Origin of the sequence: Paenibacillus borealis (assembly GCF_000758665.1) — a bacterium.
GTDB classification, from domain to species: Bacteria; Bacillota; Bacilli; order Paenibacillales; family Paenibacillaceae; genus Paenibacillus_AQ; species Paenibacillus_AQ borealis.
Genome location: NZ_CP009285.1, coordinates 3,335,875 through 3,361,184, shown reverse-complemented (window position 1 = coordinate 3,361,184; position 25,310 = coordinate 3,335,875). Strand labels below are relative to the sequence as shown.

At 52.5% G+C, this 25,310-nt stretch carries 18 protein-coding genes and 1 pseudogene; 14 read left to right on the top strand and 5 right to left on the bottom strand.

What is annotated here, in order from left to right:
• Nucleotides 1-150: 150 nt before the first annotated feature.
• Entirely contained in the window at nucleotides 151-963 is an 813-nt protein-coding gene (gene thiD, locus PBOR_RS13830) for a bifunctional hydroxymethylpyrimidine kinase/phosphomethylpyrimidine kinase (RefSeq protein WP_042212489.1), read from the top strand.
• Between the two features lie 104 nt (nucleotides 964-1,067).
• On the opposite strand, the gene PBOR_RS13825 is transcribed toward thiD, so the two are convergent.
• From PBOR_RS13825 to PBOR_RS13815, 3 genes are all read right to left on the bottom strand, one after another.
• Nucleotides 1,068-1,973 carry a hypothetical protein gene (locus PBOR_RS13825; RefSeq protein ID WP_042212488.1) on the bottom strand — a complete coding sequence of 302 codons (906 nt, stop codon included), beginning with the start codon at nucleotides 1,971-1,973 and terminating at the stop codon, nucleotides 1,068-1,070.
• A gap of 84 nt (nucleotides 1,974-2,057) precedes the next feature.
• The gene (locus tag PBOR_RS13820) at nucleotides 2,058-2,579 is read right to left on the bottom strand and encodes a GNAT family N-acetyltransferase (RefSeq protein WP_042212485.1); all 522 of its coding nucleotides are present in this window, start codon (nucleotides 2,577-2,579) and stop codon (nucleotides 2,058-2,060) included.
• Nucleotides 2,576-3,412 carry an AraC family transcriptional regulator gene (locus tag PBOR_RS13815; protein WP_042212483.1) on the bottom strand — a complete coding sequence of 279 codons (837 nt, stop codon included), beginning with the start codon at nucleotides 3,410-3,412 and terminating at the stop codon, nucleotides 2,576-2,578. Before PBOR_RS13815 ends, PBOR_RS13820 begins: the two co-directional genes overlap by 4 nt.
• Nucleotides 3,413-3,535: 123 nt before the next feature.
• On the opposite strand from PBOR_RS13815, the gene PBOR_RS13810 reads away from it, so the two are divergent.
• Nucleotides 3,536-4,993, top strand: a complete 1,458-nt coding sequence (locus PBOR_RS13810; protein ID WP_042212481.1) for an alpha-L-fucosidase — start codon at nucleotides 3,536-3,538, stop codon at nucleotides 4,991-4,993.
• A 39-nt stretch (nucleotides 4,994-5,032) separates the two neighbouring features.
• Nucleotides 5,033-5,923, top strand: a complete 891-nt coding sequence (locus PBOR_RS13805) for a choline/ethanolamine kinase family protein (RefSeq protein WP_042212479.1) — start codon at nucleotides 5,033-5,035, stop codon at nucleotides 5,921-5,923.
• Between the two features lie 30 nt (nucleotides 5,924-5,953).
• Here PBOR_RS13805 and PBOR_RS13800 read toward each other — a convergent pair whose 3' ends face one another.
• A complete protein-coding gene (locus PBOR_RS13800) occupies nucleotides 5,954-6,748 on the bottom strand; it encodes an AraC family transcriptional regulator (protein ID WP_245648170.1) in 795 nt (264 codons plus the stop codon).
• Nucleotides 6,749-6,976: 228 nt separating this feature from the next.
• On the opposite strand from PBOR_RS13800, the gene lacZ reads away from it, so the two are divergent.
• From lacZ to PBOR_RS13785, 3 genes and pseudogenes are all read left to right on the top strand, one after another.
• Entirely contained in the window at nucleotides 6,977-10,090 is a 3,114-nt protein-coding gene (gene lacZ, locus PBOR_RS13795; RefSeq protein WP_042212476.1) for a beta-galactosidase, LacZ type, read from the top strand.
• A gap of 270 nt (nucleotides 10,091-10,360) precedes the next feature.
• A pseudogene (locus tag PBOR_RS13790) lies at nucleotides 10,361-10,733 on the top strand (transposase); the annotation flags it as partial.
• Nucleotides 10,734-11,353: 620 nt separating this feature from the next.
• Nucleotides 11,354-12,328, top strand: coding sequence for a phosphotransferase (locus tag PBOR_RS13785; protein ID WP_042212471.1), 975 nt, complete (start codon nucleotides 11,354-11,356; stop codon nucleotides 12,326-12,328).
• A 93-nt stretch (nucleotides 12,329-12,421) separates the two neighbouring features.
• On the opposite strand, the gene PBOR_RS13780 is transcribed toward PBOR_RS13785, so the two are convergent.
• Entirely contained in the window at nucleotides 12,422-13,168 is a 747-nt protein-coding gene (locus PBOR_RS13780) for a glycoside hydrolase family 16 protein (RefSeq protein WP_052429470.1), read from the bottom strand.
• A 148-nt stretch (nucleotides 13,169-13,316) separates the two neighbouring features.
• Between PBOR_RS13780 and PBOR_RS13775 the strand changes: the two genes are divergently transcribed.
• The 8 genes from PBOR_RS13775 to PBOR_RS13740 all read left to right on the top strand — a co-directional run bounded on the left by PBOR_RS13775 (nucleotide 13,317) and on the right by PBOR_RS13740 (nucleotide 24,918).
• Nucleotides 13,317-14,237, top strand: coding sequence for an ABC transporter permease (locus tag PBOR_RS13775; RefSeq protein ID WP_042212468.1), 921 nt, complete (start codon nucleotides 13,317-13,319; stop codon nucleotides 14,235-14,237).
• Nucleotides 14,238-14,294: 57 nt separating this feature from the next.
• Nucleotides 14,295-15,179 (top strand): carbohydrate ABC transporter permease, encoded by an 885-nt coding sequence (locus PBOR_RS13770; RefSeq protein WP_042212466.1) that lies wholly within the window; start codon nucleotides 14,295-14,297, stop codon nucleotides 15,177-15,179.
• Nucleotides 15,180-15,224: 45 nt separating this feature from the next.
• The gene (locus PBOR_RS13765) at nucleotides 15,225-16,895 is read left to right on the top strand and encodes an extracellular solute-binding protein (RefSeq protein WP_081972039.1); all 1,671 of its coding nucleotides are present in this window, start codon (nucleotides 15,225-15,227) and stop codon (nucleotides 16,893-16,895) included.
• A gap of 139 nt (nucleotides 16,896-17,034) precedes the next feature.
• On the top strand, nucleotides 17,035-18,873 hold the full coding sequence (locus PBOR_RS13760) for a sensor histidine kinase (protein WP_042212464.1): 1,839 nt from the start codon (nucleotides 17,035-17,037) through the stop codon (nucleotides 18,871-18,873).
• 2 nt (nucleotides 18,874-18,875) lie between these two features.
• Nucleotides 18,876-20,447: a response regulator gene (locus PBOR_RS13755; RefSeq protein ID WP_042212461.1), complete on the top strand. Its 1,572-nt coding sequence runs from the start codon at nucleotides 18,876-18,878 to the stop codon at nucleotides 20,445-20,447.
• A 166-nt stretch (nucleotides 20,448-20,613) separates the two neighbouring features.
• A complete protein-coding gene (locus tag PBOR_RS13750; protein WP_042212459.1) occupies nucleotides 20,614-23,253 on the top strand; it encodes a family 16 glycosylhydrolase in 2,640 nt (879 codons plus the stop codon).
• 208 nt (nucleotides 23,254-23,461) lie between these two features.
• Nucleotides 23,462-23,956 (top strand): RNA polymerase sigma factor, encoded by a 495-nt coding sequence (locus PBOR_RS13745; protein WP_042212456.1) that lies wholly within the window; start codon nucleotides 23,462-23,464, stop codon nucleotides 23,954-23,956.
• Nucleotides 23,953-24,918 carry a hypothetical protein gene (locus tag PBOR_RS13740; RefSeq protein WP_042212453.1) on the top strand — a complete coding sequence of 322 codons (966 nt, stop codon included), beginning with the start codon at nucleotides 23,953-23,955 and terminating at the stop codon, nucleotides 24,916-24,918. Before PBOR_RS13745 ends, PBOR_RS13740 begins: the two co-directional genes overlap by 4 nt.
• Nucleotides 24,919-25,310 lie beyond the last annotated feature (392 nt).

The window sequence follows — 25,310 nt, the reverse complement described above, 5'->3', positions numbered from 1 at the left end:
GTAACGGAATTGAAACCCTTGTTCTCACCCAAAACCATAGATAACAGGACGGATTAGGGAGCTTGTACTTTTTTTGCGGACTACGGCCATGATATTTGTTATAATAAGCTCCATACCATACCATCCATATACAAAAAGGGGACGTTACCTTTGTCAAAAATCATCAAAACCTTAACCATTGCCGGCAGTGACTCCAGCGGAGGCGCAGGCATTCAGGCTGACCTCAAAACCTTTGAGGAATACGGCACCTATGGCTTCAGTGCACTGACTACAATCGTTACCATGGACCCCGACCGGGGCTGGCACCATAATGTATATCCGATTGATGCCGCAATCGTCGCAGAGCAGCTCAAAACGATCTTCGCCGGCGGTCCCGTAGACGCGATGAAGACGGGTATGCTGGGCAGTGTCGAAATTGTGCAGGTTGCCGAGCAGGCGATCAAGAACAATCTGCAGACTAATGTGGTTATTGACCCGGTGATGGTCTGCAAAGGCGAGGATGAAGTGCTGAATCCGGAGAGCGCGAATGCAATCCGCGATCTGCTGCTCCCTCTGGCTACTGTAGCTACACCGAATCTGTTCGAAGCTGGTGTCCTCTCGGGTCTGGGCAAGCTGACTACCCTGGAAGAGATGAAGGAAGCGGCCCGCCTGATCCATCAGCTCGGCACCAAGAATGTTGTCGTCAAAGGCGGCAAGGCACTGGGCGGAGATAAGGCGATCGATATCTTCTTCGACGGCAGCGAATATACCGTTCTGGAGACGGCCAAAATCGAACCCGCCCACAATCATGGAGCCGGCTGCACCTTCGCCGCCGCTATTACCGGCGGTCTGGCTAACGGTTTATCGGTGAAGGAATCCGTAGTTAAGGCGAAGGACTTCGTGTCCGCAGCCATCCGCAACGGCTATGCCTTCAATCAGTATGTCGGCCCTGTATTCCACGGCGGCTATCGCCTGGAGAAATAGGAACAGCAAATAAACCTCTCTTCCGAAATGGATGTGAACATCCATTGAAAGAGAGGTTTTTTGATATTTTCAGATATTCAGATATGCTGTTCTCTGTATTCTATTTACTTCGCGGCTTGTTCCTCCGCAATATGCTTCACAAACTCAATCGTCTTGTCCTTATTGTCTTCGCCAAGCACACCGATAATAATCGATTTCACATTATAGTCAATGGGCAGTGCAGATATGAACGGAGAGTCCATAATATCGACACCATACAGCTCGCGCTTGCCGGTATCTTCATTCGTTCCCCATCTCATACGTGCATCGTCAGCAGCCAGCTTGCCGTCCGCCGTAATGGATTCGAGATTCTGGAATCCGGCCTGTCCCCCGATCCACTCAATGGTGGCATCATCCATAATGACGATATCCGGCCGGTTGGCCGCCAGCTCGACCACAGCTTTCTGCATATGGTTCATATCCAGCGTATCAGCGCCTTCCCCGGTCTTGGGCAGATACACAATGGTCGCCTCTACCCGCTTCCACTGCGGATAAGCGTCAATGACCGCTTGTTCCAATGCCGCTGTATCCCCGCTGCTGTCCTTAGCCCCGAAATTACCCACGAACATAATGGTCGCATCCACCGGCGGCAGTGAAGCAAGATACTGTCTATGCTGATAGTTATCGTACAGTGCTTTCCCGCCAAAAATCAGCACAAGCACTGCGATGATGGATAGAATAACATGTGTTCTGTACAGCCGCATAAAGCGTTCCCATTTGCTTGCAGTCCCGGAGAACCGCCCGTATTTGGCCAGACGCTGGTCTTCCGCTTCTTGAATCTCCTGCTCGTCCCAAGTATCCAGAATAAGCTTGTACGACTGGAAATCCGCTTCATAGTCCGCGATCTCTTCATCCGTTGAAAGGGTACGTCTGCGCTTCAAGAGCAGATCGAACCGCTTGTTCAGTTCCTCTCTGGTTACGGTTTCAGTTAATCCAAGCCGCACGTACGCTTGCTTCAAGTTATCGTTCACATTCAGTTCTCCTTTGATATGTATGATGCCATAATTCTATTTTAACAGACTTTGCCCTGTATTCTCCACTCTGGCTAAAGAGGGTCAGAACAGGACAGGAGTCTCCATCAGCAGGAACTCTGTTTCAGTGTCTCCATACCGGTTCGTGAAGCTCTGGCCGGGCAGGAAACCCGCCTTCTTGTATAAGGCAATGGCCCGAAGATTAAAGGCTGCAACCGACAACCGGAACCGCTTCGCGTCATAGGTCCGCCGTGCAAACTTCATACCCGCCTGCAGAAAAGTAAGCCCTTTTCCAGCGCCGGTCAGGTCCGGCCTTAATCCCAGTCCGATATCCAGCGCTGTTCCATCCAGATAATATCCCAGCTCTACTCCTCCTCCCACCTGGGCATTCCGCCCGTAACAGAAGAATCCGGCCAGTTCCCCCTCCGCAGTGCGTACGCTGAAGTAGGAGCCGTCCATCAGCTCTTCAATATCCTCCGTTTCAGCAGAATCCTCCAGCATATTGTACAGAGAATAAGGCGGTTCGTATTTCCAGTTCAGAATCTCTCTGGCTGCCGGCTCATCCATTAACCGGATCTGGTATCCATTGTACTGCGCAATGCTCATGGTTTAACTCCTCCTGTTTCCTGTTTTCTGAATTCCGTGGGTGCAAGCCCGGCATGCTTCTTGAATTGCCTGGAGAAATAGAACAGGTCGCCGAAGCCGAGCTGGTCGGCAATCTCGCTGACCGAGCCGGAGGTGGTTGCCAGCAGGTCTTTGGCTTTATCAATCTTTTGCCGGGTGATGTACTGGATGGGGGGTACGCCGATCTGCTGCTTGAACAGACGCATGAAGTAATTAGGGTGCATATGGGCAATTTCGGCAAGGTCATGAATCGTAATATTGTGTTCGATATTCGCGGCGATGTAATCCAGAACAGCAGTCAGCTTCCGGGCAGCGCCCAGATTCTTATAAGAGATTTCATCCAGCTTGTGATTCATGACGTAATGGGCGATCAGCTCCAGCAGCCTGCTCTTGCCCAGCAGCGGGGCATATACAGCATCCGATTGGGTACTCCCGGTAATCCCCTGGAATGCCGCCTCGACAGCAGCGGGATTCTCCGGAATGCATACATGATTCAGCTCCAGGACACGGAACAGGTTGATCTCTCCGACCTTGGCACTGAAATGACACCAGTATTTAAGAAAAGGCCGTTCGCTGATGCATGAGTAGGACTGCTTCACACCCTCAGGCATCAGGATCAGCTCCCCCGGCTGCGGATAATATTCCTTATCCCCGATCTTCAGCCAACCTTCACCGCCGCAGATGTAATAGAACTTGCTGTAGTCCGGAGTATAGTCCAGATCCCTCCACCGTGTGGTGCACTGATTATAGTCCGCCATGAGCAGATCGACCTTCAGATTGGATAAGTAGCTGGTGAGCAATGCGCGATGATCCATCGTTCAGACCGCCTTAAAGGTTATTTTTGTACATCAGAAAGTTAGTCCCGTACATTCTTAATCCCCCTGCGGCCCGGTACAATGAAAGCGTTATATAAATTGCGGGAGGATGAGAAACTTACTATGAACACTACGGAATATTTGCATCTTATCGGCGAGACCATTAAGAACGGCCCCTATAAGGATGATTGGGATTCTCTAAGCGCCTATCAGGTGCCGCAGTGGTACCGCCAGGCCAAATTCGGCATTTTCATTCACTGGGGACTGTATTCTGTCCCGGCATTCAGCAATGAGTGGTACTCACGCAATATGTACATTCAAGGTACGAAAGAATATGAGCATCATCTGGCTGTCTACGGGAACCACAAGGACTTCGGTTACAAGGATTTCATTCCCCTGTTCACAGCGCAGCAGTTCAACCCCGATGAGTGGGCGGCCTTATTCAAAGCCTCCGGCGCCAGATATGTCATTCCCGTTGCAGAGCATCATGACGGCTTCCAGATGTATAAAAGCGCTGTCTCCCATTATAACACGTACGAGATGGGGCCCGGGCGGGATATTCTCGGCGAGCTGAAGGCCGCCTTCGGGAAGCTTGATCTGGAGCTGGGCGTCTCCTCCCACCGCGCGGAGCACTGGTTCTTCATGTCCCACGGTAAAGAGTTCGACTCCGACATTCATGAGCCGCTGGAACGCGGCGATTTCTACTGGCCGTCCATGCCGGAACCGGATCATCACGATCTCTACGGCTCTCCTCCGTCTGAAGAGTATCTGGAAGACTGGCTGATCCGCTGCTGCGAGCTGGTCGACCAGTATCAGCCTAAGGTTTTCTATTTCGACTGGTGGATTGAGAATGCTGTATTCAAACCGTATCTGAAAAAATTCGCCGCCTATTACTATAACCGGGCTGCCCAGCGGGGAACTACGGCTGCCATTAATTATAAACATGATGCCTTCATGTTCGGCACAGCCATTCCCGATGTAGAACGGGGGCAATTCGCTGAGCTGAAGCCGTTCTTCTGGCAGACGGATACAGCAGCAGCGCGAAATTCCTGGTGTTATACGGAGAATAATGACTACAAGCCGGCCGGAGAAATCATCTGCAATCTGGTGGATATCGTCAGCAAAAACGGCAATCTCCTGCTGAATGTGGGTCCGCGGGCTGACGGCAGCTTTGCCGATGAAGATAAGGAGATACTGGCTGCTATCGGCGGCTGGCTGGGCACAAATGGTGAAGCCATTTATGAGAGCTCCTTCTGGCGCACATTCGGTGAAGGGCCGACACGCATTGAAGAAGGGCAGTTCACCGACGGCAGCGCCAAGGTGTTCACCCCTGAGGACATCCGTTTCACCGTGAAGGGCAACTGCCTGTATGCAACCGTCCTTGTGTTCCCTGTGGATGGCGTGGTCCGCATTAAATCGCTTAGGGAGAAATCTCCGTATTTCGAGGGAATTATCCAGAGGATGTCCGTGCTCGGTTTCGATGAGCAGCCTGCCTGGGAACGGGATGGAGAAGCGTTAACGATCCGCACCACAGCGGTGGCCAGCGCGCTGCCTGTTGTGTTCAAGCTTGAACTTGCCTGATCTTTGCCTTTACTCTATACAACGGAAGGAATAACCAGCATGAGCGGATGGACTGAAGACATGAAGCAGATTATTGAGGAAGAATTGCAGTGGGATATCGCGGATACAGCCATTGAATACCAGCAGGATGGCTTGACTAATCAGAATTATATTATTACTAACGGTATCCGTAAGCTGGCTCTGCGCATAAGCGGCGGCAACGCGGACAGGCTCGGCATCTCCCGGGAGGCCGAGCTTGCGGCTATGCAGGCAGCGGCAGACATAGGGGTAGGCGCAAAGGTAGTGTATTTCTCCACGGAGACGGGTCATATGGTCACAGAGTTCATTGACGGCGTGAAATGGAACGACGCGGATACCGGCACCGATGTGAATATGAAGCGGATCGCCGATACTATGAGCAAAGTGCATGCCCTGCCGCCGGTTGCCTATGCATTCTCGCCTTATCAGGATATTAAAGACCGGATACAATTTGCCGCCCGGCACCAGCTCGGGCTTCCCGGAGATCTGGACGAACTGCTGGAGAAGCTTGCTGCCATTCAGCATGACAGGGCGTCAAACGGACAGCAGCAGCTGGGGCTGTGCCATAATGATCCTTTTGCTAACAACTTTCTGGATGACGGGTCTGTGCGGCTGATCGACTGGGAATATGCCGGAATGGGCGATATCATGTTTGATCTGGCATGTGTATGCTCAGCTTATTCGCGGCCACAGAAGGAAACCTTTCTGTCCTGTTACTTCGGACAATATGATGCAGATACCCTGCATAGCCTTGAACAGATGTCTTACGTAGTCACCTTCTGGAATGCAATGTGGGCGGTGCTGCAGGCACATGGCCATAATCCGGTTGAACCCGCAGAGTCTGCTGAGCCGGCTACAGATTACCGCCAGATCGCGGACTGGATGTTCGCCCGGCTGAGGGAGAGTCTGTGATACGGCTACAAATCCGGCGCCTGCCGGCCCCTAATCCAGACCATGCAGGCGCCTCCACTCTTCGGGCTGCATACCGGTCAACCGCTTAAACACAGCACAGAAATAGCTGACATTCTCGAACCCTGCCCTCTGGGCGATTTCATAGACTCTCTGCCCTCTGCTGCTGAACATGAGCTGTTTGCTCCGGTTCACCCGCTGTTTGTTAATATAGGCGACCGGCCGCTCGCGGACGGTGCGCTGGAACAGCCGGCACAGATACTGCGGTGACACTTCAGCCACCTCGGCCAGTTCCTTCAGCAGCAGCGGACGGTGCAGGTGGAGCTCTATATATTGCAGCACCGGCTTCATCCGTTCCAGCTCATTATCCTCATTCGAGGCGGGGAGCAGGCTGCGTTTCAGATCCAGAAGCAGCGAGTACAGTAACTTCGAACGCTCCAGATTATCCTGAAGCTCATTGCCGTATGAAAGGGTAAGCATCTCCTCCAGCGGGTTCAGGATGGGCTCCGCTCTTAAGCTCCCCATTCCTGACTCGCGTATTCCGGCATAGAGCAGCATCTGGGCCGCTTCCCTCCCGTTAAAGGAAATCCAGGCCAGCTCCCATTCCCGGCTCAGCGGAGTATACGAATGGGGAACATCAGGATAGAGAAACATGATATCACCGGGACCTGCAGTATAACGTTTATCCCCGATAGTCAATTCGCCTTTTCCGCCAAGTACCTGGTGCAGCTGGTAATCCGGAAAGCCCGTAGGCCGGAGAGTCTCTTCCTGATGCTCCCAATACCCGATGGTTGTGGCATAGAGCGGCAGCAGAAGCGTTTCTTCCATTTCGCAAAAGATCATTGTACTTCTCACAAGCCCCACCCTTTCTGTAAAAAGCCCGGCTGGTTCTAACCGCCGTTATTCCTGTTCCACCTCCCCATCATAACGGCCTCCCGTTTCAAATTCCAGTCTATTCTTGTTTCATATTTTGTTATATTCGATGAATATCATTATATATACCCCAGACATTCTCCATTCTATAATATGAATATAACAATATAAGGAGATGTTAACTTGCGCCATAAGCTCTCATACCAGCAGCCCGCAAACGGATATCCAGAATGGAATAATAATCCTGAGCTATTTCAATTGAACCGGATAGACGCGCATGCCTCCATGATGTCTTTCCCGGCAGTGGCTGAAGCCCTGCAGGGAACTAAAGAAGCCTCCTCCCGTTATCAATCCTTGAACGGAACCTGGAAATTCGCTTTCGCCGAAACTGCAGAAGCGCGGATCAAGGATTTCTATACCACCGGCTATGACTCCGGAGATTGGGCGGATATTACCGTTCCCTCCCACTGGCAGTTCCAGGGATATGATTATCCGCAATATACTAATGTCCGTTATCCATGGGCCGTGTCCGAGCCGGATCTGAAGCCGCCTTTTGCCCCAACCGTGTATAATCCGGTAGGCTCTTATATCCGCACCTTCACCGTACCCGAGACTTGGGATGGACAGCCAGTGTACCTCAGCTTCCAGGGGGTTGAATCCGCTTTCTATGTCTGGGTGAACGGCGAGCTGGCCGGATACTGTGAGGATACCTTCACGCCATCCGAATTCGATATTACCGCCTATCTGGTACCGGGTGTCAACAAGCTGGCCGTAGAAGTCTACCGCTGGTGCGATGCCAGCTGGCTGGAGGATCAGGACTTCTGGCGGCTGAGCGGAATATTCCGCGACGTTTATCTGTATACTGCACCGCCAGTGCGGGTTGCCGATTTCTTCGTCCGGACAGAGCTGGATGAGAAGTATACCGATGCGCAGCTGAACGTGAATCTGACGATCGAGAATTATTTTGATACGGTGATCGAGTCTCATTCTGTACAGGTGCAGCTCTATGACGGTAAGGAACAGCCGCTATGGGATCATCCAGTCTCCGCCTCTGTCGCTTTCGTCCAGGCTGGAGTTCAGCAGCTACAGCTAACTGCAGCAGTGACGAACCCGAAGAAGTGGAGCGCCGAGAAGCCTCATCTGTACACCCTGGTTATTGCTGTATCGGATGATCAGGGACAAGTGCTGGAAGCGGTCAGCTGCAAAGCAGGCTTCCGTACCTTCGAGCTCCAGGATGGTCTGATGAAGATCAACGGCAAACGGATTGTGCTCAAGGGTACCAACCGTCATGAATTCTCCTGTGACACCGGCCGGGCGCTCTCCAAAGAAGATATGATCACCGATATCAAGCTCATGAAATCGCATAATATCAATGCTGTGCGGACTTCCCATTATCCGAATCAAGTCGTATGGTATGAGCTGTGTGACGAATACGGTCTCTATGTCATCGACGAGACGAATCTGGAGACCCATGGCTCCTGGCAATACGGGCAGCAGGAACTGCATGAGTTCAATGTCCCCGCCAGCCGGCCGGAATGGCGCGCCAATGTCATTGACCGCTGCAACTCCATGATGCAAAGAGACAAGAATCATCCGTCGGTCATCATCTGGTCGCTCGGCAACGAGTCCTTCGGGGGCGATAACTTCCTGGCCATGCACGATTATCTCCGGGAAGCCGATCCGACCCGTCTGGTGCATTACGAAGGAATTTTCCATTACAGAGCATCGGAAGCCGCAAGTGATATCGAATCAACCATGTACATCAAACCGGATGATGTCGAGAGATATGCGCTGAACCACCCCAAGAAGCCGTATATTCTGTGCGAATACAGCCATGCCATGGGCAACTCCTGCGGCGGTCTGCATCTGTACACCGAGCTGTTTGACAAGTATGACATCATTCAGGGCGCTTTTATCTGGGACTGGGTGGATCAGGCGATCCGCACTTCTACCGCTGATGGGATAGAATATCTGGCCTATGGCGGCGATTTCGGGGAGAATCCGCATGACGGCAACTTCAGCGGCAACGGCCTGCTGTTCGCTGACCGTACGGTTACTCCGAAGCTGTTAGAGGTCAAAAAATGCTATCAGAGCATTGTCATCACCGCGCTGGATCTGCTGCAAGGACGTCTACAGGTCCGCAACAACTTCCTGTTTACGGATCTGGCAGACTATCAGCTGCAATGGAAGCTTGCTCTGGAGGGAGAAACCGCGCAGGAAGGACTGCTGCCGCTGTCCGCAGCACCTGGTGAAACCGCTGAAATTGCCATTCCGTACGATCAGGACCTGCTTGAAACCGGCAAAGAAGCAGTGCTTACGGTCTCATTCGTCCAGCAGGCCGAAACGGCCTGGGCAGGTGCAGACCACGAAATCGCCTGGGAACAGTTCGTTCTAACCCCTTACCTTCCGGCCAGCGCTCCTGTTACTCCAGGCAGCACGCTGCAGGTTAATGAGCAAGACGGGTTAGTGACTTTTGCGGGCGGCAGCTTCGGAATATCCTTCGACACGGCAACCGGCGCCCTGGTTTCTTACCAGTCTTCCGGCAAAGAGCATCTGCTTGCGCCGGCAAGACCTAACTTCTGGAGAGCGGTAACCGACAATGATCTCGGCAACAAACATCCGGAGCGCTGCGCAGTCTGGAAGGAAGTCTCTTACAGCCGTAAGCTCACCCGGTTCAGCTGCCGTGTAGAGGGCAGTCTCGGTTTCGTGAACACTGACTATCTGCTGGATACCCAGCCGAAATCCCTACTGCGTGTTCAATACGAGATCCGCACGGACGGCTCGGTAGAAATTACGCAGGAGCTTCAGCCGGGCAGCAGCAAGCTGCCGGAGATTCCGGAATTCGGCATGGCCTTCGAGCTGGACAGCAGCCTCGACACCATCTCCTGGTACGGCCGCGGGCCGCATGAGAATTACTGGGACCGGCAATCCGGAGCTCCGCTGGGACGTTACAGCGGCAAGGTCAGCGGGCAGTTCACGCCGTATCTCCGTCCGCAGGAATGCGGCAACAAGACGGATGTCAGATATGCCTCCATCACTGCTGGCAGCGAAGGCCACGGCTTGCATGTAGAAGGCGCATTGCCTATCGAAGTCAACGCCCTGCCTTGGAGTGCAGCTGAGCTGGAAGCCAGCGATCACGGCTACAAGCTGCCTGTATCCGACAAAACGGTGCTGCGCGTGAACTACAAGCAGATGGGCGTCGGCGGTGACGACAGCTGGGGTGCCCCAACGCATGAGCAGTTCACCCTGCCTGCTAACCGTCCGTATTCGTTCCGGTTCACGCTTTCACTTGTGTAAGTTGCCTCACAAGTAGAAGGGGCTGTCCCAAAAGCCATGAAATGGCTGCTTGGGACAGCTCTTTACTTTGTAGTAGCATCAACGTGGGCACTTGGGTGGACGCTCCGCGAACGGACCGTTGTTTAAGCGGGATACGAAAACACTTTTTCAACAAACACAAAAAAAGAAATCGCCTTTTTGGTAAAATGGAGGTACCACCCAACCATTTCAAAAGGAGCGATTTCTTTGTACATTCAATAGTCCATGGACCAACTTTGCTTGCCATAGGATCTGAAAGAAGATATCCCGGAAAATCACCTCGATCGCGCTTGTGAATACCGCCGTCAATCGGCTGGACAACGCCATTTTTGACGCGGCCTATCCCGGCGGCGGCCGTGACAGTTATCACCCTAAGATGCTTACCAAAGTCATTATTTACGCCTATACTAAGCGAATCTATTCGTCTCGTCAAATCGCTAAGACCGTACGAGAGATCATCCCTTTCATGTGGCTGGCCGGACGGCAACGCCCCAACTTTCGTACGCTGAATCGCTTCCGTTCCCAGCGAATGAGGAGTGTCCTTGAAACGGTATTTACCTCCGTGTTTCAGTTTCTAGCTGACGAAAAATACATTTCCCTTGAGCATTACTTTGTGGACGGCACCTTCAGCGAGAAGTAGAAGGATAAGTTAGCATGTGAAACATATAAATTATATTTTCAATAAAGAGGTGTCCCGGCAGCCGGTTCTGCGGCTTGGGACACCTCTTTTCGCTTGCTCATCATCTGCTTTTTAGCTGCTTATTACCTGCTGAAGCCAAGCCTCACCGCACAATTAAGAATCATTTCTCCTAGTGCACACTAGCGAGCAAACAATTCATGCCCATAATACAACATTTCCCTTATGAATCCGGCAATAATCCACTTTTGTTGTATGAAATGCAACATTTCCCCTTCTCCAAGCGGATTAGCAGGACAATTGTTGTATTTCATACAACAATCTATCCCCACACCCAGGTTTCTGCGAAACCAAGTTGCAATACGTACAACATTTAAGCTTTTACAGTGTAAATTTAAGCACCTGTATTCAGCATTCACTGGTCTATGAACTTGAACTATCCGGGCAGTAAATGGCCGCGTCCCCCCTGCGTTTTCTCCCCATATATTTATCTTGTATTATCCCCTCACTCCGGTGAAAATAAAGTCATATAGCAGCATTACAGAGATTAAACTAGTGTTAACCCTGAATAAATTCATCGTTTATATTTCCAGGTGAGGAGATATTGTATGTCCGACACAGCCGCTAGAATCCGGGACGAAATTTTAGACTCCATTTCAGAGATTTTCGGGGTGCACGTTACTGAAGCTACGCAGATTGATCAGGGTTTCCTGAATCTGAAATGGAGACTCGAAAGTGATCACGGACCCTTGTTCGTGAAGCAATACAGCAAGATACGTTACCCGGAGCATCTTGTGGACGGACTTGAGATTTCTTTGACTCATCAGGATCAGCTGCAGCTGCAGGGCATCCCGGTTCCCAAGTTATTTTCGCATCAGGGGAAATATGTCTTAAGAACGCCTTCGCAGGAACGGTATGTGCTGATGAACCTGTGTGACGGAAACAGTATTGGGCCGGGCACGGCAAATGAACAGCAAATGTATGCGCTTGGGAGTGTAGTCGGCCGGATGCATAAGCTGCTGAACACGGACCTGACTCCGCTGCCGCTGCATTGGAATATCCGGACTACAGAAGCTATGCGGAGAAACTGGGATAAAAGATATCTTCAGGCCACCACTGCACAGTGTGACGAAACGGTTGCGGCGCTGGAGATTCAGCGGAGAATTATTGATGGAATGGATACCGGTATTTTTGCAGACTGCGAGCGGGGCTGGGGGCACTGGGATTTGTTCGTGGATAATATTCTGTTCAGCGCGGATGAGGTAGCGGCTATCCTTGACTTCGACAGACTGCATTTCGTGTACCCGGAGTTCGATATATCACGCCCCATCTTGTCCTGTGCATTATCAGGCGACCAGCTCCGGCTGGACCGGGTCCATGCCTTTGTGACAGGCTACCGTGAATACAACCCGTTAACCGTGGACAAATTGATCCGTTCCATTAAATTGACCTGGTGGAAGGAAGCCGAATGGATTGCCGTTCCCCAAAAGGATGAATTCACACCGCTCATCAGATTCCGCCACGAAAATAATTGGGTTGCCGCCCACTGGGATAACCTGAAAGATATGTTTGCCGGAATCTGAGGAGTTCAGCGACAAGTAATCGCAGCAAACAGGAGGAATGGCCGCCTTGGCTGCATTCCTCCTGTTTGCATGTACCTAAGATAAGCTGCCGTCTCAACTCTGATACAGCCGGATGCTTGACACCGTCATCACCGCCGGCAGCGCAGCTTCGTCCACCGCCACATTGTCATACCAGCCGCCCACTGCAAGATTAAGCAGCAGATAAAAAGGCTGATCAAAGGGCATCACCCCCGGCTCCAGACTCCGCTCCGCGAAGCAATGCCCGTCGACAAGCCAGCGCATAGAACCGGCCTCCCATTCCAGCGCATACTCCCGGAATTCATTAATCGTTCCGCTCTCAAGTTCATAGGTGAACTCTTCGACCACTTTCTGCGCAAGATCCGCTCCATAGTGCAGAGTGCCCGCAATCTGCCGGGGCAGACGTCCCTTCGCCTCCAGAATATCGATCTCCCCGGAGGCCGGCCAGGGCCCGTAAGCCTGATCCTGCGGAAGCAGCCAGATGGCGGGCCAGATTCCCTGCCCTACCGGCAGCTTGGCACGCACGACCAGTCTGCCGTAGCAGAAAGAGAACTGGTCCCTTGTGTCCAGACGGGCCGAGGTATATGCAAAGCTACGCCCGTCCTGTTCTATAGCTTCACGGCGTGCACACAGCTGCAGGCCATCCTCTCCGATAGACAGATTCCCCGGATTCCCCGTATAAAACTGCTGCTCCCCATTGCCCCATCCCGGATACACCGGTTTGCCGTCATTGTCTAATAAGTCGTTGCCCAGGCGGATATTCCAGCGCTGCAAATCCGCATTTCCGCTCAGGAAATCCTGCTCCCATACAAGCTTGTTCATCCTTCGCACACTCCCTTCATTTAATCACAGCATACTTAATTTCCAGGGCCGGTGGGTGGAATCCAAAAAATTGGGATAGGGTCAATAATCATGGCCTTTTTTCCTCAACCCTTTTCTCATACGATGAAAGAGGAAGGGGGCACAGCACATGTTCCAATACAGAACGGAACAAATGAAAGCGCTTGTTAGACAGTGGCAGCTGCAAAGCATGGTAATACCGGGCATTATCTGGATGTTCATCTTTTGTTATATCCCTATGTTTTGGCTGATCATTGCCTTTATGGACTTCAGCATCGCGAAGCCCATGCTGGAGTCGCCGTTTGTCGGGCTGAAGCATTTTCAGGATTTTATGACGGATGACCGTTTTTGGCGCTCGATCCGCAATACCCTCGGGATGAGTACGATTAAGCTCGTACTTGGTTTTCCGATCCCCATTATGTTTGCCCTGCTGCTTAATGAAATCCGGAGCCTCCGGTTTAAGCGCACGGTGCAGACGATCTCCTACCTGCCCCATTTTATCGCCTGGACGATCTTTGGCGGAATCGCACTCAACTGGCTGGGTGAGGGCGGTGTAGTTAACCAGCTGATGATGGCGCTCGGGTTCCAGGACCGGGAAATCCTGTTTAACAGCGACCCTAAGTACTTCTGGTGGATTACCTTTTTCACCGATACGCTCAAGGAAACCGGCTGGAGCGCCATTATCTACATAGCGGCCATAGCCGGCATTGATCCGGGGCTGTATGAAGCAGCCGAGCTGGACGGCGCGAACCGCTGGCAGCGGATGTGGCATATTACCGTACAGAGCATCCGGCCCACGATCGCTATTCTGTTCATTCTCGCGGTCAGCGGGATCCTCGGCAGCAACTTTGAGCAGATCTTCATGCTGAAGAACAACATGAATATGAAGATGGCGGAAAGTCTGGATCTCTACATCTACAACATGGGGCTTGTCTCCGGGCGGCACTCCTTCTCCACCGCCGTCCTGTTTGCCCGCTCAATCGTAGCGCTGGGGCTGCTGCTGTTGGCCAATCAAACCTCCAAGAAGCTGACCGGCGACAGTATTTTTTAAAAAGGAACGGATTAGAGCGGCGAAGCCGACTCCACCTGGAAAGGAGACAACAGATTCATGGCAAGACGCGGAAGGTTCTGGCGGATTGGCGCTTTTGAGGTCGGCAATACCCTGCTGATGCTGGCAGTTTGCTTTCTGACGCTGTACCCGATGTGGTTTGTACTCGTCAACTCGCTGAATTCACCGGCCCAGGCCTCGCTGGGTACCGTCAACTGGTTTCCCAAAGAATTCTCGCTGGCCAGCTACAGTGTTGCATTTAATGATAAAACGCTGATGAACGGCTTCTACATCACAACTATGCGTACGATAATCGGGACTGTGGTACATGTGCTTTTCACCGCTATCGTAGCTTACGGAATGAGCAAGTCCAATCTGATGGGGCGCAAGCTGTATCTCAAAATCTCTTTGATTACGATGCTGTTCTCAGGCGGACTGATTCCCTCCTTTATTCTCATGACGAAGCTGGGCCTGTATGATAGTTTCTGGGTATTCATCATCCCGTCCATGTATACTTTTTTTAATATGGTTATATTCATGAGCTTCTTCCGCACCATTCCCGACAGCCTGGAGGAATCAGCCAAGGTCGACGGTGCTTCGGACTATGGCGTTCTGTTCCGGATTGTATTGCCCAACAGCATGGCCGTTATCGCCACCATCTCACTCTTCTCAGCGGTCTATCACTGGAATGATTATTACCAGGGCGTCATTTATATCCATTCCCAGGAGCTGCTGCCGCTGCAGACCATGCTGTACAAAATCATTGCCGAGAACTCCATGTCCTTCATGCAGCAGCAGGCGATGGCGCAATTCGGCGCAAGATTACCCGGCAATTCGATCAAATTCGCCTCCATGATGGTGGCTACGCTGCCTATCCTTATCTTCTACCCTTTTATCCAGCGCTATCTGGTCAAAGGTGTAATGATAGGTGCAATTAAAGGCTAGCCGTCATGAAGACTTCTACACCCATACAGAAAGGATGATTATGCTGTGAAAAGAAAATCTGTTAAACCCGTCTTAGCCATGATTCTGGCTGTAATCCTGACGTTAACTATGGCCGCATGCAGCAGCAAATCCGCCAATAAGGAAAGCGCACCCACAACTGCGCCGCAGGCCGATACTACACCGGCGCCTCAGGCAGAAGCCACTCAGAATCCTGATGAACCCGCCTGGAAGCTCGATACCAGCCCTGTCGATTTAACCTGGTTTGTCGGAGCGAACTGGTATGCACACTCCTGGGGCGAGAGCCTTGCTTCCAAATATGTGACGGAGAAAACGGGTGTCAATGTCAAGCTTGAGGTCCCTTCCGGTGAAGCAAACGAGCAAATTACTCTAATGATGACCTCAGGTAAGCTGCCGGACCTCATCTCTATGGGTTCTTGGGAAACCGCTGTCAAAAAACTGTGGGAAGGCGATCATGTCTATGCCCTCAATGAATTGGCCGATCAATATGATCCGTATTTCTACAAGGTAGCAGGTGATGGTACGCTGAAATGGTACCGCCAGGAGAACGGCAACACGTATGGTATTCCGAATGACTCCTACAGCCCCAACCTGATGCACGAGACCGGCATGACAGCCGCCAATCAGACCTTCCTGGTCCGCAAAGATCTGTACGAGGAAATGGGCAGTCCGGACCTCAGTACCCCGGAGGGCTTCCTGGGTGCGCTGCAGCTGCTGAAGGATAAGTATTCCGAGTACAAGGGTCAGCCTATGAGCCCCTTCTTCGCCCAGGGGAATGTCCCTTACGGGATGACGGAATATCTGCAGAATCTGCTGGCCGTTCCGTATGAGAAAGACGGCAGCGTATATGACCGGGTGACCGATCCGGATTATATCGCCTGGCTCAAAACCTTCCGTACCGCTTACGAGCGCGGATTGATTAACGTAGATTTCCTGGTGGATTCCGATACCCAGGTGGAAGAGAAAACGAACAACGCACGTTACTTCATGATGATCCGCGAATGGACCGGCATGACGGCTGTCAATCCGATGCTGGCTGCGGGCGCTAACCCGGATTCCAACTATATCGCAGTCGACGGGCCGCAGAATAGTAAGGGCGACAGCGCCAAGCTGTTCCCCGGCAACATGGACGGCTGGATGGTGACCATGATCAGCAAATCGACCGAGAACCCGGAACGGGCGATCCGCTTCCTGACCTACCTCGCCAGTGAAGAAGGCCAGCGTGACCTGTTCCTCGGCAAGGAAGGCGAAACCTGGGATACGGTGGACGGCAAACCGCAGCTGAAGACTGAATTCGTTGACATGCTGGGCAGCAATATCGAGAAGCTGGAGAAGGAATACGGCATTCTGGATACCTACTGGATGATGCGCAATCCTGTCATCGTTAACCAGTGGAGACCGGAGAAAGCGCCTGTGATCAAGCAGATGGAAGACTTCGCCAACGCACAGGCCGATATTGACAGCGGCATCTACAAAGGGCTGGACCCGCTTGGCGATTCGGATGTAGCGGTGGCCTGGGCGCGTATCTCCCAGAACTGGGAGGAAGTGCTGCCTGAGCTGATTACGGCCAAGGACGAAGCTGCTTTTGACAAAATCTTCGAGAGCTTCCTGTCCCGCCGCGACAGCTATGGCTTCGCGCAGGTGAAGGAATACCGCCAGACTGAGCTGGATGCACGCAAAGCCAAAATGGCGGAATAATATCTTGAACTATGCCGGCGGCCGGAATGGCGGCCGGTATTCCCTGCTTTTGGGGTCTCCCCTTATAGCTGCAACGCCTTATTACCTACCAGCCGGTTTGTAATATATGGTATATTACAGGGATGGGAGGGGTTCTGAGATGAAGTATTTACTGACAACATTAAGGAAGCTCTACCGGAATTCCCGCATCTCAACCAAGCTGTTTCTGTCCTTCAGCCTGATGATTGCCATCCCAGCCATTGTGGTCTCCTTTTTATTCATCCGCACACAGGAAAGCCAGCTCTACAAGGAAGCTATGGCTGAGGGAAGCAATCATGTAACGCGGCTGAACGAACGGCTACGCAGCCGGATGGATATTCTTGAGAACGCTTCCTCTACTGCGCTCACCCAGAAGGCATTTGTGGATTTCATTCATTCCAATATGCGCGGGGATGGCCTGGAGCTCGTGAAATTCAAGCAAAACCAATATGAGCAGATGCATAATATCATTCAGAGCCATGAGATGATCAGTGAGCTGAGCTTCTATGTCGATAACCCGGATGTATACGAAATCTGGCCTGAAATCTATCATTATAGCAAGTTCTGGCCGCAGGATTACTGGATGACACTCCGGGATGAAGGCGGGGCTGCCTTCCGCTTATTCGCCTTTAAGGATGGTGAGGATACATTATCCTACTACAGGCTGGTGCGGCTTCAGGGCCAGCAGCAGAAGCTCCCCACCATTATGGAAATCCGCGCCAAACACAATGTAATTTTCAGTGATCTGCTGGAGGATACCGGGGGAGATTTCTTCACGGTTGTAATGGACGGAACAAGTGCTTTCCGGAATGTCTACAATCCGGGGCATGAGTTCCCGCAGAATGCCGGGGAGAAGCTGGACGGCATTCTTAGCCTGATTCATGAACAGCTGGATGTGCTGCAGCAGAATAATCCGGTTAAGATCCACTCCGGGGATCAGACCTACTACGCGCTGTACCGCTACATCGCCCCGCTCAACGCCTATGTGGTCGATATCGCCTCCCGTCAGGCATTGATGCAAGGCCCGCGGAACTGGTACCTGCTCGTAATAGCCATTACCTCATGTGTGCTGCTGCTCATGCTCCTGCTCGTTTCACAGATGACCCGGCGTATATTCCGGCGGCTGGAGAAGGTGCTCGTATCCATGCGAAAGGTACGCAGGGGGCAGCTGGATGCGAAGATTGATACGGGACTCGGCGCTAACGAAACCGGTGACGAAATCGATTATGTGGCCGTCAGCTATAATAATATGCTGGATGAAATCCGGCATCTGATGACACAGGTGGTCGATAAACAGCTAATCGCCAAGAATGCACAGCTCCACTCCCTGCACTCACAGATCAACTCCCATTTCCTGTACAACGCCCTGGAGTCAATCCGGATGCATGCGGAGGTCCAGCAGCAGCCGGCAATTGCAGGTGCACTGGTCTCTTTAGGCTCACTGCTGCGTTATAGCATGCAATGGCGCAGCGATACGGTTGCCCTCAGTGAAGAGCTTGCCAACATCCACAGCTATATCCGGTTCATTAACTTCATGGAAGGCGGAAACATAGAGTTGTCGGCCGGTCTTCCCCCGGAGGTGCAGCGCTATACGATCCCCAAAATGTGCATGCAGCCTATCGTTGAGAATGCCGTGCACCATGCAGCCCCTTCAGGAGGCAGTGTACATATTCAAATTACTGTACGGGTGGAGAATGAAAGCCTGCTGCTAATTGAGATCCGCGATGACGGCTTAGGCATTGATCCGGGAATGCTGGCCAGTCTCCAGTCAGTGCTGCGGGGTGAATCGGATCGGCCGATTATTACGAGCAAAAACGGGCTGGGGCTGGAAAATGTGCATAAGCGCCTGCAGCTGCATTACGGCACGGGCTGCGGTCTGTGGATTGACAGCGTGCAGAGCGCCTATACCTGTGTAACCATACGGCTGCCTTGGGAAAATGTGAATCTTGGAGGATGGTAGGTATGATTAATATTCTGGTTGTGGACGATCAAAAGCATATCCGCGATGGCCTGCAGGCTATGCTGCGCCAGTTCCCTCTGCAGCTAGACCATATTTACAGCGCTGCAAGCGGAATTGAGGCACTGGAACTATTGCGTCAACATAACATCCAGCTGGTCATTACCGATATCAGGATGCCTGATATGGATGGACTGGAGCTAATGGCTCAGACCAAAGAGGAACGCATTAAGGTTGATTATCTCATTATTAGCGGGTACAGCGATTTCGCTTACGCCCAGAGGGCCATTGAGCTTGGGGCCAAAGGCTATCTGCTCAAGCCTGTGAAACGGGAGGATCTGCAGTCCTCGGTTGAGCATGTCTGGCAGGAAATTCAGACGAGATTGTCGCTTTCCCGCAACTTCGAGCAGTTGTCCCGCCGCGCCCGGGAGACGGACCGTAAGGAGCTGCGCATGTATATGCAAGGCGCAGCGGGAGATGAAACGTGGATTGAAGAGACTGAGCGGCAGAACGCAGAGCTGTGGCGCAGCTACCGGCTCTGCCTGCTGCGCGAGGAGCTCTGGATTAACCAGCCGGGTACCAGCAGCAGCCATAGCATAGAATCTATTGCTTACCGTGTCTTTGGCAGACAGGCTTGTATCTGTCTCCAGCACCGCCCGTACCTGATCCTGGCAGTTGATGCAGCCGTAGATCCGGGAGTCTTCCCCGCTGCGCTCAAAGCAGAGCAAATCGAGGCCATTACAGCGATGACGGGCCCGCAGCAGGGATTAGCGGACTTACCCGGCAGCTACGTGCAAGTCATGGAGCTGCACCGTCACAGCTTCCTGTTTCCGGATAAGCTCTGCCTCCTGCCCGTGCATATTGAGCGGCTGGAGCAGCAATGGGAGCTGCCCCATGAGGAGCTGTATGCCCTGTTCCAGTTGACCGGCACCAAGAACAGCGGCAGAATCACCCAAGGCATCTCCAGCCTCTTCCACAAGGATGTGCTGCAGCGCTATCACATCCGGTACACACAGCAGCTATGCCGCGCCGTGGTCCAGATGATGGAGGAATATGAGCGTGTGATCCGTCCATATATGGGGGAAGAAGCGCTGGATTTAGACTCTCTGCGCAGCCTGTTCGACTATCCGGGCATCCGCGATTATATTCAGGCGCTGCAGCAGCTGCTGCTCCGGCTGAACCAATTTTATTATGAATACAAGTGCAGCTACCGTAACTCGCAGGACTTGAACGAAGCCATCCGTTTCATTCACGAGAATTACCACAAGCCGCTGGATCTCGCGATGGTGTCCAACCATGTGTCGCTGAACTACGCCTATTTCTCCAACCAGTTCAAGAAGAATATCGGCAAAGGTTTCGCCGAATACCTGCGTGATGTGCGTCTGGATAAAGCCCGGCGCCTGCTGGCCGACACGGATCATAAGATTGTTGAGATCGCCTCCATGGTCGGGTATGAAAGCTACAAAAGCTTCACACGGGCCTTCCGGGATGTGATGCATATGCAGCCCACTGAATACCGTCAGCTGATGCGCCGCAGGCAGGGCAGAGAGGGCGATTACCAGGATACCGTCCTGTAAACAGGAGGTTACGCTGCCAGAATAAAGCCACAGGATCAAAAGCCAAAAAATTGGGTCATAACAAAAAGGATTGTCTCTTTTAGCGGTATATAAGATTCGATAGAATAAAGATGTTCTCTCATGTAAGCGGTTCCTTTCTTATCCATTAATTAAAAGGAGGGCAAGTATGAAACGATTTCACCTTACGGATAGCGGATTTAAGCAGAAGGTATTGAGTTTGTTCCTGGTCTTGGTGATGCTGTCCGGCATCGGCCTGTTGCCTGCTTCGAGAATTCAGACAGCAGCAGCAGCGGGGGTCACTGTCAGCTCCATGTCTTATTTCTCAGCGTCAGACGGTCCGGTTATCTCCAAATCGGGCGTAGGACAAGCGAGCTACGGTTTCGTGATGCCAGTGTTCAACGGAGGCTCCGCTACCTGGAGTGATGTGTCGGATGATGTGGGAGTCAAAGTGAAGGTCAGCGGCAACTGGATAGACATCGACAGCGCAGGCGGCTATGTCTACAACCAGAACTGGGGCCACTGGAGCGACGGCGGCATGAACGGCTACTGGTTCACGCTCTCTGCTACGACTGAAATCCAGCTGTACTCCAAGGCTAATAGCGCGGTTACGCTCAATTACACACTTGTTTTTCAGAGCCTGAACAAGACTACCATCTCAGCTATGGCGCCTACACAAGGGCCGCAGATTACAGCAGGCTTTACAGGCAGCGCAGGCTTTACCTATCCTACCTTCAACAATGATCCGGCCTTGACGTATGAAGCCGTAGCGGATGATCTGAAGGTATATGTGAAACCAGTCAACAGCAGCACATGGATTGATATCGACAACAATGCAGCCAGCGGCTGGATCTATGACAGCAACTTCGGCCAGTTCACCGATGGCGGCGGAGGCTACTGGTTCACCGTTACGGAATCGATCAATGTCAAGCTGGCATCCAAGACCTCTTCCGCCAGTCTTATCTATACCATCACCTTCAATCAGCCTGTCAGAAATTCATATGTCATCTCGGCATACGACGGCACAGCTTATACCGCAGATAACAGCGGCTCCATCGGCTTCCCCCTCCCTAAGATCGATGGAGGAGCACCGGTTGGCAGCGAGCTTAGCAAATTCGTCTATCAGATCAAAGTGGGCAGCGAGTGGGTGGATCTGAGCAATTCCGGCCAGAGCGGATTCGTCTACGCCGGTAACGGCTATAACAATCTGTCCGCTGCCAACCAGTGGGGCTACTTTGCCGATTATATCTATGGACTGTGGTTCCAGCCCATCCAGGTCAATATGGAAATCCGCATCGGCTATCCGTTAAACGGGCAGGCAGGCGGAAACGTCGGCAGCAATTATGTCTATTACACCTTTACCGGCAATCCAAATGCCCCGCGTCCCGATGAGAGTGACCATGAAGATATTACACTCGGAACACCGGCAGACCCGGCCGTAGCAGGCATGAATCTCATCTGGCAGGATGAGTTCAGCGGCACTGCACTCGACACCGGCAAATGGAATTATGAGCAGGGTTACTATATCACTAACGACCCTAACAGCTGGGGCTGGGGCAATGCGGAGCTGCAGCACTATACCAACAGTACCCAGAATGTATTTGTCCAGAACGGACAGCTCAATATCAAGGCTGTGAACGAGCCGAAATCCTTCCCGCAGGACCCGAGCCGGTATGCACAATACTCCTCCGGCAAAATCAACACTAAAGATCATCTGTCCTTCCAGTACGGACGGGTGGACATTCGGGCTAAGCTGCCTACAGGCAATGGGATCTGGCCTGCACTGTGGATGCTTCCGGAAGATGCCGCTTACGGGGCATGGGCCGCATCCGGTGAGATTGATATCATGGAAGCCAAAGGACGTCTGCCCGGCACAACCAGCGGCGCCGTTCACTTCGGCGGACAATGGCCTGTGAACCGGTATATCGCCGGCGAATATCACTTCCCTGAGGGGCAGACCTTCGCGAACGATTATCATGTCTATTCCATGGTCTGGGAAGAAGATAATGTGAAATGGTATGTAGACGGCAAATTCTTCTTCAAAGTCACGAGAGATCAATGGTATTCTGTGGCGGCACCGAACAATCCGAATGCCCCCTTCGACCAGCCCTTCTACCTGATTATGAATCTGGCGGTCGGCGGACATTTCGACGGCGGGCTCTCCCCCGCTCCATCCGATATCCCGGCAACGATGCAGGTAGATTATGTGCGGGTCTATAAGGAAGGCAGCGGGGGAAATCCCGGCAACCCCGGTAACGTTCCGGTTAGCGGCGTCTCCGTAACGCCTGCCACCGCCCAGGTGCAGGCCGGACAGAGCGTCCAGTTAACTGCCAATGTGGCGCCGTCTGGTGCGACTAATAAACAGGTTGTCTGGAGCGTTTCGAACAGCAGTACCGTATCCGTGAACCAGAATGGTCTCGTAACCGGTCTTGCCCCGGGTACAGCAACCGTTACGGCCACAACGGCGGACGGCAACAAAACTGCCACCAGTACAATTACCGTTGTGTCTCCGCCTCCTGCTGTAATTGTTATTGGGGATCAGGTGCGCGGCCTGAAGAAAACAGGCAATAACCTGCTGTTCTATGTGAACGGCGCAACCTTCGCTGATCTGCATTACAAAATCAACAACGGCGGACAACAGAACGTGGCCATGACCTCCACAGGCAACGGCAACTACACCTATGCGGTAAATAACCTCCAGCAAGGCGATACCGTGGAATACTTCTTTACCTATAACCCGGGTCAGGGGGCGCTGGATTCCCCTTGGCAGACCTATGTGCATGGGGTGACCCAAGGAACCCCGGAGTAGGAAAAGCATCCTGAAACAGATAAGCGGCTGAACGAGTGGCCGCTTCATATGACCGCTAACACAGGGGATGGGGAAGTCTTAGGACTTCCCCATCCCCTGTTCTATTTCACTTCATGGCCGGTAATACAACCCAAATAAATTTTCCGGAAACAAAATGTGACCAAATGCCGTCCTTAAGGGTGTTATAGGTAAAGGAGGGCATCGCCTCATGCAGCAACCCATGACCCGGCCGGGCAATCATGTGATCAGGAGTTACGAAATCTACGCCAATATGCTGTTCCGGATTGCCCTGGTTCATCTGGGCAGCCGCCAGGATGCCGAAGAAGCCACTCAGGACACCTTCATCAAGCTAATGGAGAAAGCACCCGCGTTCAAAGATGACGAACATCAGAAAGCATGGCTGATCCGGGTAATCACCAACCATTGTAACAATCTGCTGGGCAGAGGCTGGCGCAAGCGCGAGGTCAAGCTGGAGGGTATAGAGCCGGTTACGGCCGACAACCCCGAGGATATGGCGGTCATGCAGCTCGTGCTGGCATTGCCGGTGAAGTATAAGACTGTGATTCATCTGTACTATTACGAGGATTACCCCATCCAGGAGATCAGCAGGATTCTGCGAATCAGCGAGTCTGCCGTGAAGATGAGACTCAAGCGGGGACGGCAGCTGTTAAAACTGGAGCTGGAAGGAGCGGAACCGGAATGAAGGAAGAACAGTTTCGGACAACATACAAGAAAGCGGTGGATGCAATGAAATCGAGTGAAACAATGAAGCAGGGATTGGTCAATAAAATGGAGCAGAAACGCCGTCCGCGTAAAATGGTCTATGTTGCGGCAAGCGTACTGCTTGCCGCCGGGATCGGCTTGGCCGGCCCTAATCTGTGGCAGCAGCTTAATGGAACCGCAGGCTCTGATCAGGTGGCCCAAGTGAATCCGGGCACGCCCGCTGCGGGTACCTCCGCCGGGATCGTCATTCCCAAGATAGAACTGCCGGATAAAACTACCGGGGTTGCAGCAAGTATGGTCGCTCTAATCGTGTATAAAGGCAATATCTATACCCAGGCGGCGACCCGCATCGAAGCGGCTGATGCCGCAGCACTGCGCGGTGAGCAGCTGGGCCGGACGACCGGCGGCATCGATGAATGGAGCGGCAAGGATGAATATATCGAGCTGGCCTCCAACATTGGCGAAGCGGATATCTACACTGTGAAGGGTTACGATTCCGGGTTCCTGGTGATGTCCTATACAGAGATTGACGGCCAGGTGTACGCTGATCTGTACGAGCATACGAATGGCATTACTATAAACAGCGGAGCGGATCTGTTTGGCAAGCTGAATCTGGAAGGCCGCATCGCATCCGCCCAGTGGGAGAGCTTCAGCAGCTGGAACAACGGCCAGCAGCAGTACCTGCCGCTCCCAGGCGGCGAAGCGCTTGACGGCTTCTTGACGGCACTTCAAACTGCCAAACCACTGGCAGCAGAGCCGCTGATGGAGCAAGGCATCTATGACAGCGAGGACCGCAAAATCATCTACCTGCAGTTGGATGACAAAGCCCGGGTGGAGCTGACCCTGTTCGGCCAGGGACTGGTACGCTACGGCACGGCTCCGGTATTCTTCGAGGTCGAATCCGGCGCTTTCCAGGCGCTGTGGAACAGCATGAATCCTTAAGAGCTGCCGCTTACGGCCAGCAGCCGGTTTAACAGCCGAAACATAACCTCTCTTCTCCTGGCACCAACGCGGGTCAATGAGGAGATACAGCCAACAGGCGGGGAGGAAGCTTGCAGAGCTCCCAACGGTTGCAACAGCCAACTTCCACCAGAATCAGGTGCACTTTTACCCCTGAATTCCCTCTTCAGCGGCAAACAAGTGGATAAAGATATCTTAATTAGCCCATTTCTGTAGGATATACGGAAGCAAGTGGAAAAACAGCATCTAATATAGTTAGTTTCGCTACTGTGGATGAAATGGGCAGATTTAAGTGTTGTTTTTCCAACTGTTGGTTTAGATGCTGCCATTCGTTCATCAGCAAGTGGAGGAAATCCAACTAATTCCGCTTCCCA

Coding starts and splice junctions, on each gene's coding strand:
- PBOR_RS13820 (WP_042212485.1), bottom strand. CDS start 2,579: ATGAGCATTGCGCAGTACAATGGATACCAGATCCGGTTAATGGATGAG.
- PBOR_RS13815 (WP_042212483.1), bottom strand. CDS start 3,412: ATGGATCATCGCGCATTGCTCACCAGCTACTTATCCAATCTGAAGGTC.
- PBOR_RS13810 (WP_042212481.1), top strand. CDS start 3,536: ATGAACACTACGGAATATTTGCATCTTATCGGCGAGACCATTAAGAAC.
- PBOR_RS13805 (WP_042212479.1), top strand. CDS start 5,033: ATGAGCGGATGGACTGAAGACATGAAGCAGATTATTGAGGAAGAATTG.
- PBOR_RS13800 (WP_245648170.1), bottom strand. CDS start 6,748: ATGGAAGAAACGCTTCTGCTGCCGCTCTATGCCACAACCATCGGGTAT.
- PBOR_RS13785 (WP_042212471.1), top strand. CDS start 11,354: ATGTCCGACACAGCCGCTAGAATCCGGGACGAAATTTTAGACTCCATT.
- PBOR_RS13780 (WP_052429470.1), bottom strand. CDS start 13,168: ATGAACAAGCTTGTATGGGAGCAGGATTTCCTGAGCGGAAATGCGGAT.
- PBOR_RS13775 (WP_042212468.1), top strand. CDS start 13,317: ATGTTCCAATACAGAACGGAACAAATGAAAGCGCTTGTTAGACAGTGG.
- PBOR_RS13770 (WP_042212466.1), top strand. CDS start 14,295: ATGGCAAGACGCGGAAGGTTCTGGCGGATTGGCGCTTTTGAGGTCGGC.
- PBOR_RS13760 (WP_042212464.1), top strand. CDS start 17,035: ATGAAGTATTTACTGACAACATTAAGGAAGCTCTACCGGAATTCCCGC.
- PBOR_RS13755 (WP_042212461.1), top strand. CDS start 18,876: ATGATTAATATTCTGGTTGTGGACGATCAAAAGCATATCCGCGATGGC.
- PBOR_RS13750 (WP_042212459.1), top strand. CDS start 20,614: ATGAAACGATTTCACCTTACGGATAGCGGATTTAAGCAGAAGGTATTG.
- PBOR_RS13745 (WP_042212456.1), top strand. CDS start 23,462: ATGCAGCAACCCATGACCCGGCCGGGCAATCATGTGATCAGGAGTTAC.
- PBOR_RS13740 (WP_042212453.1), top strand. CDS start 23,953: ATGAAGGAAGAACAGTTTCGGACAACATACAAGAAAGCGGTGGATGCA.